Origin of the sequence: Mesorhizobium sp. M7A.F.Ca.CA.002.15.2.1 (genome assembly GCF_003998715.1) — a bacterium.
In the GTDB taxonomy this organism is placed as follows: domain Bacteria; phylum Pseudomonadota; class Alphaproteobacteria; order Rhizobiales; family Rhizobiaceae; genus Mesorhizobium; species Mesorhizobium ciceri.
On the sequence record NZ_RZPI01000235.1, the window covers coordinates 1 to 7,518 of the forward strand.

7 protein-coding genes are annotated in these 7,518 nt (G+C 64.0%); 1 reads left to right on the forward strand and 6 read right to left on the reverse strand.

What is annotated here, in order from left to right; all coding sequences use genetic code 11:
- A partial coding sequence (locus tag ENZ74_RS15105; RefSeq protein ID WP_206522283.1) for a fatty acid desaturase occupies window positions 1-547 on the forward strand: 547 nt, incomplete at its 5' end.
- Window positions 548-670: 123 nt separating this feature from the next.
- On the opposite strand, the gene ENZ74_RS15110 is transcribed toward ENZ74_RS15105, so the two are convergent.
- The 6 genes from ENZ74_RS15110 to cysG form a co-directional block, all read right to left on the reverse strand.
- Window positions 671-2,278, reverse strand: coding sequence for a GMC family oxidoreductase N-terminal domain-containing protein (locus ENZ74_RS15110; protein WP_063169015.1), 1,608 nt, complete (start codon window positions 2,276-2,278; stop codon window positions 671-673).
- 96 nt (window positions 2,279-2,374) lie between these two features.
- Window positions 2,375-2,908, reverse strand: a complete 534-nt coding sequence (locus ENZ74_RS15115; RefSeq protein WP_063169016.1) for a DUF934 domain-containing protein — start codon at window positions 2,906-2,908, stop codon at window positions 2,375-2,377.
- A gap of 173 nt (window positions 2,909-3,081) precedes the next feature.
- Window positions 3,082-3,846 (reverse strand): phosphoadenylyl-sulfate reductase, encoded by a 765-nt coding sequence (locus ENZ74_RS15120; RefSeq protein ID WP_024502838.1) that lies wholly within the window; start codon window positions 3,844-3,846, stop codon window positions 3,082-3,084.
- A complete protein-coding gene (locus tag ENZ74_RS15125) occupies window positions 3,821-5,491 on the reverse strand; it encodes a nitrite/sulfite reductase (protein ID WP_063169017.1) in 1,671 nt (556 codons plus the stop codon). Before ENZ74_RS15125 ends, ENZ74_RS15120 begins: the two co-directional genes overlap by 26 nt.
- Before the next feature lie 43 nt (window positions 5,492-5,534).
- The gene (locus ENZ74_RS15130) at window positions 5,535-5,828 is read right to left on the reverse strand and encodes a DUF2849 domain-containing protein (protein ID WP_013529562.1); all 294 of its coding nucleotides are present in this window, start codon (window positions 5,826-5,828) and stop codon (window positions 5,535-5,537) included.
- Window positions 5,825-7,276 carry a siroheme synthase CysG gene (cysG, locus tag ENZ74_RS15135; RefSeq protein WP_024502841.1) on the reverse strand — a complete coding sequence of 484 codons (1,452 nt, stop codon included), beginning with the start codon at window positions 7,274-7,276 and terminating at the stop codon, window positions 5,825-5,827. The genes ENZ74_RS15130 and cysG overlap by 4 nt, the downstream gene beginning before the upstream one ends.
- Window positions 7,277-7,518 lie beyond the last annotated feature (242 nt).

Consider the following 7,518-nt stretch of genomic DNA (forward strand, 5'->3'; position numbering starts at 1 on the left):
GGTGATGTTCGGGCTCGGTCCGATCTGGCTGTTCATCTTCGAGCAAAGGCTGCCCGTCGGCATGATGCGCGGCGGCCTGACCCCTTGGGTGTCGTCGATGACCACCAATCTTGGCATCGCGGTCGCAGCAGCCATCCTCATTTGGTTCGTCGGTCCCGGCGCGTTCCTGGTGGTCCACCTGCCGATCGTCATCCTCGCCGGTTCGGCCGGCATCTGGCTGTTCTATGTCCAGCACCAGTTCGAGGAAACGGAATGGGCGAAGGATGTCGACTGGGAATTCCAGCACGCCGCCTTGCACGGATCGTCCTATTACGACCTCCCGCCGGTGCTGAACTGGTTCACCGGCAACATCGGTGTCCATCACGTCCATCACCTCTCCGCCAAGGTGCCGTGCTACCGGTTGCAGGAAGTGCTGCGGGATTATCCCGAGCTGCGCGACATCGGCCGTGTCACGCTGCTGGAAAGCCTGCGCTGCGTTAAACTGGCGTTGTGGGACGAGAACCGCCGCAAGCTGGTGTCGTTCCGCGAGGCACGGGCGGCGGCTTAAGCAATTCCAGCAGAAGTGGTGAACGGTTTCCAGGGAAAGCGCGTAGCGTTTTCCCTGGGGCAATTGCGTCAAACCAAGAAAAGTAAAACGACCGCCAGTCTATAGGCACCGCGCCTGGAGCTCCTACCAGGCAGCCCTGATCATGTCGGCGGCCTTTTCGGCGATCATGATGGTTGGCGCATTGGTGTTGCCACCAATCAGTGTCGGCATCACCGAGGCGTCCACGACACGCAAGGCTTCAAGCCCGCGCACCTTGAGTTGCGGATCGACCACCGCCATCTCGTCGACGCCCATCCGACAGGAGCCGACCGGGTGATAGACCGTGTCGGCGCGGGTACGGATATGGGTCATCAGATCGGCATCGCTTGGCTCGCCGGCGATGTGCATTTCCTTGTGCCGGTAGCGCGTCAGCGCCGGTGAAGCCAGCACCTGCCGGGTGATCCTCACGCCTTTCAACAGCAGCTCCGCATCGCGCTGGTCGCTGAGAAAGCGCGGATCGATGCGCGGCGCGGCAAGTGGATCGGCGCTGGCCAGCCCAACCTCGCCACGCGAGTGCGGCCGCAATATGCAGACATGACAGGAGAAGCCGAAGCCGTAGTGCAGCGTGCGCGCATGGTTTTCGACCAGCCCGATGACGAATTGCAGCTGCAGGTCAGGGCGCTCAAGCGCCGGGTCGGATTTGACGAAAGCGCCGCTCTCGGCCGCCGGCGAGGCGATCAGCCCGGTCCCATCCCGCCGCCACTGCGCGATATGCCGTAGGAAACCCAACGCGCCGCGCGGGCTCATGCCAAGCATATCGGTGTCCTTCGATCTCCAGCCGACGATGAAATCGAGGTGGTCCTGCAGGTTCTTGCCGACGCCCGGCAATTCGTGGACGACGGGAACGCCATGCACGGCAAGTTCGGCCGCCGGGCCGATACCCGACAGCAACAGAAACTGCGGCGAACCGAAGGCACCGCCACACAGGATCACCTCGCACGACGCCTGCGCCACTGCCTCGCCTTTGCGTGTCCGGTAGCGGATACCGGTGGCCCGCTTGCCGTCAAGGACGATGCCTGTGGCGTGCGCCCGCGTGATCACGGTCAGATTGGTCCGCTGCATCACCGGATGGAGATAGGCGGCGGCAGTCGAACAGCGCTCGCCATTACGGGCGCCACCGGCAAATTGGGTCACCTGGAAATAGCCGGCGCCCTCTTGTTCCGGTCCGTTGAAATCGTCCAAGGCGCGAATCTGGTTTTCGGCACAAGCCTCTATGAAGGCCTTGGCGATTGGCCTCGGCGAGCGCTGGTTCGACACTTTCAACGGGCCGTCCCCGCCATGCAGGGCATCAGTGCCGCGCTCATTGCCTTCGGCGCGCCGGAAATAGGGCAGAACCTCATCCCATGACCAGCCCTCACAGCCCAGATCGGCCCATTCGTCATAGTCGCTGCGATGGCCCCTGACATAGAGCATCGCATTGATGGCGCTGGAGCCGCCCAGCGCCTTGCCGCGCGGCTGGTAGCCCTTGCGGCCGCCAAGACCTTGCTGCGGCACGGTTTCGAAGGCCCAATTGTTGATCCTGGGCCGGCCGGAAAGCATACCGATAATGCCAGCCGGAGCGCGGATCAGCATATCCCTGCCCTCGCCGCCAGCTTCGATCAGGCAGACCGTTTTCGAGGGGTCTTCCGAAAGCCGTGCGGCAAGCGCACAGCCGGCGGACCCAGCGCCGGCTATGACATAGTCGTAACGCATGAAGACCCTCCCCGATCATTCCGGATTTTCCATCCGGAAGCTCAAGAGAAGGCTTGAACAGGGGGCGTTGTAAAGACGCGCGGAATTACCGCAACGTCAGCCGCTGCGAACGCGCCGCCAGGAGTATTTCGGGCCTTTTGGTTCCGGCACGGCGGCTGGCTGGTAGTAGAGCCCCAATCCGCCGGTGCGGCCCTCCTCCAGGCGCTTCAACAGCACGGGGTTCGATATCTCGAACTCGTCGAAGCCCAGCCGCAGCATATGCGGCAGTTGGTCGACCAGCACCTGGCCGGTAGCGCGAACGGCACCTTCGAAATGGTAGCGGCCGCGCAGCAGCTCTCCCTTGGAGAAGGAGCGGCCGTCGCTGAAGGCCGGAAAGGCCAGCGCCACCAGCGACAGCTGGTCGAGCAGGTCGGCGACCTTCTCGAGCTGATCACCCGGCTGCAGCAGGACGCCGAGCCGTTCCTTGGCCGAGCGGCGCACCTCCGGATCGAGATCGAGGAAGACTTGCAACGGCAGGATGAAGCGGCCGTTGCCGGACAGCGCATCGGCGCTTTCGGCATGCGTCCACTCATCCTCCTGAAAACCCGCAGGGGTCCAGAGCCGGGTCTCCGGTGTCGTCGGTTCAGTCATCAAAAAGTTCCTAAACAGTCAAACGAAACCAAGGATGTGTTGAGATTCAGGTCAGGCTGCGCCGAAAATGGCGGCTTCCGAGAACCGGAGCGGAGCATACTTGAAGTACGTGAGCACCGGAAGCGCAGGAAGCCGCCGTTTGCAGGCCAGCCTTACCTGAATATCAGCATATCCTAAAGGGATGCGTCGGTCAGCGACTTCTCCAGCCCCGACAGGTGAATGCCGCACTCGGTCTTGGCATGACCGGCCCAGCGGCCGCTGCGCGCGTCCTCGCCCGGCTGCACCGGCTGCGTGCACGGGAAGCAGCCGATCGACAGATAGCCATAAGCGACCAGCGGATTTTCGCGCAGCGCATGCGCGCGCATATAGTCGGCCTGGTCCGATGTCGTCCAATGCGCCAGCGGATTGATGCGGATGCGCGGACCGACCGCCTCGAACACCGGCAGCGCTGCCCGCGTCGCGGCCTGAAAACGCTTGCGGCCAGTGAGCCAGGCACGAAATGGCGCGACACCGCGCGCCAGCGGCTCCACCTTGCGCACGTCGCAGCAGGCATCGGTATCGCTTTGGTGCAGATTGCCCGTCGGATCGATCCGTTCGAGTGCTGCTTCCTCGGGTTTGATCACCCTTATGTTGGTCAGCCCGAAATCGGCGGCGAGCGCATCGCGATAGCCGAGCGTCTCCTCGAAATGCTTGCCGGTGTCGAGGAAGATGACCGGCAGCGTCCGGTCGATCTTGGCGATCATGTGCAGCAGCACAGCCGAATCCGCGCCGAACGACGACACCGCCGCGATCTCGTCGAGGAACAGTTCGCGGGCCGAGCGTTCGATGATCTCGAGCGGCTTCAGATGACCATAGAGCGCGTCGAGCCCTGCCGCTTTGGCGGCGATGCCGTCATCGACGTCTCCAATACGGTCAAGCGGCCTTGGCTTCGCCAGCATAGAGCGCCTCCTTGAACGGCGCGGGACCGACTCGGCGGTAGGCGTCGATGAATTTCTCTTGTGGGTCGAGCCGAAGGCCGAGATAGGTCTCGACGATCTGTTCGATGGCGTCGGTGATCTCTTCCGAAGAGAAGCCGCGGCCGATGATCTCGCCGACCGAGGTGTTCTCGTCGGCCGAGCCGCCCAGCGTCACCTGATAGAGTTCGGAGCCCTTCTTCTCGACGCCGAGGATGCCGATGTGGCCGACATGGTGATGACCGCAGGCGTTGATGCAGCCGGAGATCTTCAGCTTCAGTTCGCCGATCTCGCGCTGCCGCTCAAGCGAGGCGAAGCGGCGCGAGATTTCCTGCGCGATTGGGATCGAGCGCGCCGTGGCCAGCGCGCAGTAGTCGAGGCCCGGGCAAGCGATGATGTCCGATATCAGGTTGGAATTGGCCGTCGCCAGGCCGATGCCGACCAGCGCATCATAGACCGCCTTGAGGTCGGCGCGGGCCACATGCGGCAGGATCAGGTTCTGCTCATGGCTGACACGCAGCTCGTCAAAGCCATATGTCTCGGCGATGCCGGCGATTGCGTCCATCTGGCTGTCCGAGGCGTCGCCAGGCACCTCGCCGATGCCCTTCAGCGAGATCGTCACAGCCGCATAATCGGGATGGCGGTGCGTCACGACATTCTGGTCGAGCCACTCCGAGAACCCCTTGGAATCGAGCCGCGCCAGCTTGACCGCCTGGTCGCCTTCCGGCCGCTCAGCGAGTGCCGGTGGCGCGAAATAGGCCTCGATGGCGCGGATATCGGCTTCCGGCAGCTTCAGCTGGGCGTCTTTCAACTCTTGCCACTCGGCCTCGATTTGGCGGGTGATCTCCTCGACCCCGGTCTCATGGACGAGGATCTTGATGCGCGCCTTGTACTTGTTGTCGCGGCGGCCATAGAGGTTGTAAACGCGCAGGATCGCCGTGCAGTAGGACAAAAGGTCGGCTTCCGGCAGGAAGTCGCGGATTTTGCGGGCAACCATTGGCGTGCGGCCCTGGCCGCCGCCGATATAGACGGCGAAACCGAGTTCGCCGGCGGCGTTCTTCCTCAGGTGCAGGCCGATGTCGTGGGTCTGGATGGCGGCGCGGTCGCGCTCGGCCCCCGTCACCGCGATCTTGAATTTGCGCGGCAGGAACGAGAATTCCGGATGCACCGATGACCACTGGCGCAGGATTTCCGCGTAGGGACGCGGATCGGCGACCTCGTCGGCGGCAGCGCCGGCGAAGTGGTCGGCGGTGACGTTGCGAATGCAATTGCCGCTGGTCTGGATGGCGTGCATCTCGACGCTTGCGAGATCGGCCAGGATCGCCGGAATGTCCGACAGCGCCGGCCAGTTGAACTGGATGTTCTGGCGCGTGGTGAAATGGCCGTAGCCCTTGTCGTATTTGCGGGCGATGTGGCCGAGCATGCGCAGCTGCTTGCCGTTCAGCGTGCCATAGGGCACCGCGATGCGCAGCATGTAGGCATGCAGCTGCAGATAGACGCCGTTCATCAGCCTCAATGGCCGGAACTGGTCCTCGGTGATCTCGCCGGCAAGACGGCGCTGCACCTGGTCGCTGAACTCGGCGACGCGGGCCTGGACAAAATCGTGGTCGAACTCATCGTAACGGTACATGCTTGGTCTTTCAGGGCGCGTCCGCCCATGCCTGGTGTCTTGGTTATGCTGCCCGCGCAGCCTGCTTGCCGAGATCGTTGCGGATGGTCGGGCCGGCGGCGCGGATCTTCTCGCGCAGCCGCACCGGTTGGACGACGCCGTTGACGACTTCGGCGTCGATCAAATTGACGTCGACCACTTCGTTGGCGGCATAGGCCTTGGCGCCGATCGCCTCGAGCCTGTCATCGGCTGCCTTGTCATGGGCGAGGTCGGCATGATCCACCGTCTCGGCCCAGCCGCCATCGGCGTACCAGACGGCGATGCCGTCGGTGAGGCGGTTGGCGGTCAGTATCTTCATTGCTGAACTCCTTCGGCGACCGAACTGGACGCGCCTTCATGCCTGTGTGCCGCCAGCGGCTCGGACCGTTCAAAGTTGGCGCCGGCGACCGCATCGCCGATGATGGTCATGACTGGGCCGGAAAGATCGGCGCGCGCTTCCAGCGACGGCAGGTCGGCAAGCGTGCCGTGGAAGCGCCGCCGGTTGGCGAGGCTGGCATTCTCGACCACGGCCACCGCAGTGTCCGGCGACAGGCCGGCCTCGATCAGCCGTCCGGCAACCTCGGCCGCCACCGAGCGGCCCATATAGACGGCGACGGTAGCGCCGGAAATCGCGAGCTTGGCCCAGTCGGGCAGCGAATTGCCCTTGAGGTCGTGGCCGGTGGTGAACACCATCGACGAGGAGACACCGCGCAAGGTCAGCGGCAGTTCGAAATCGGCGGCGGCGGCAAAGGCCGCGGTGACGCCCGGGACCACCTCATAGGCGATGCCGGCGTCGCGAAGTGCCGCCATCTCTTCGCCGGCCCGGCCGAACACCAGCGGATCGCCAGACTTCAGCCGCACGACACGCTTGCCTTCACGGCCAAGCTCGACCAGCAGCGCATTGATCTCAGCCTGGCTCTTGGTGTGGCAGCCCTTGCGCTTTCCGACCGGCAGGCGCTCGGCATCGCGGCGACCCATGGCAACGACCGCCTCGGGCACAAGGGCGTCATGGACGATGACATCGGCTTCCATCAGCAGACGATGGGCTCGCAAGGTCAATAGATCCTCGGCGCCCGGACCGGCGCCAACCAGCGCGATGTGACCGCAAGCGGGCGTGTTCGACAGCAGAAGATCGACGGCGGCGTCATGCGCCTGCGAAAGCTGGCCGGCTTCAGCCGCGCGCGCAGGAGCGCCAGCGAAGAAATCATTCCAGAAGCGGCGGCGGGCATTGCCTCTCGGCAGCAGCTTCTCGGCAGCCCCGCGAAACGAAGCCGCAAGAATTGCCAGCGGCCCGAGCGACGGCGACAGCATGCGGTCGATGCGGCCGCGCAACATTTGGGCAAGCACCGGGCCTGCACCCTCGGTGCCGATGGCGATGGCCACCGGCGCGCGGTTGACCAGCGCCGGGGTGAAGAAATCGCAAAGCTCAGGCCGATCGACGGCATTGACCGGAATGCCTAGGCGGCGCGCATCCGCGGCCACCCGGCGGTCGAGTTCCTCGTCGCCGCTGGCGGCAAACACCATGACCGCGCCTTCGAGCTGCGACGCCTCGTAAGCCGCGGCAAAATGAGTCGCGCCGGCCTGGGCGACGAAGGCGAGCAGGTCGGGCTCGGCGTGTTCCGCGACGATCCGCAGGAGCGCGCTCGACTGTCCGATCAGCCGCGCCTTGGCCAGCGCCTCTTCGCCGCCCCCGACGATGGCCACAGCTTCGCCCTCAACCCGCATGAACACGGGGAAGGCGTTGAGCTTGGGAGCAGTGTGCGACATGGACGCGAGCGGAATCCTCAATGAGCTTGCAGTTCTACGCGCGAGCGCGAGAAACCAGAAGGAACGCACTCGCGCATCCCTTATCGGGATGCAATTGCTTTTCTGAAAGCATCCCGGCCAAGAGAAAAATATTTCTCATTTACAGATAGAGCGGATTCAAGCTTCTGTCGCAGGCCTTGATTTGTGGCTCTTTTAGCGCCCGGCGAGAAAAGCCGCAAAACTGTTTTTTCTAAATTCTACCA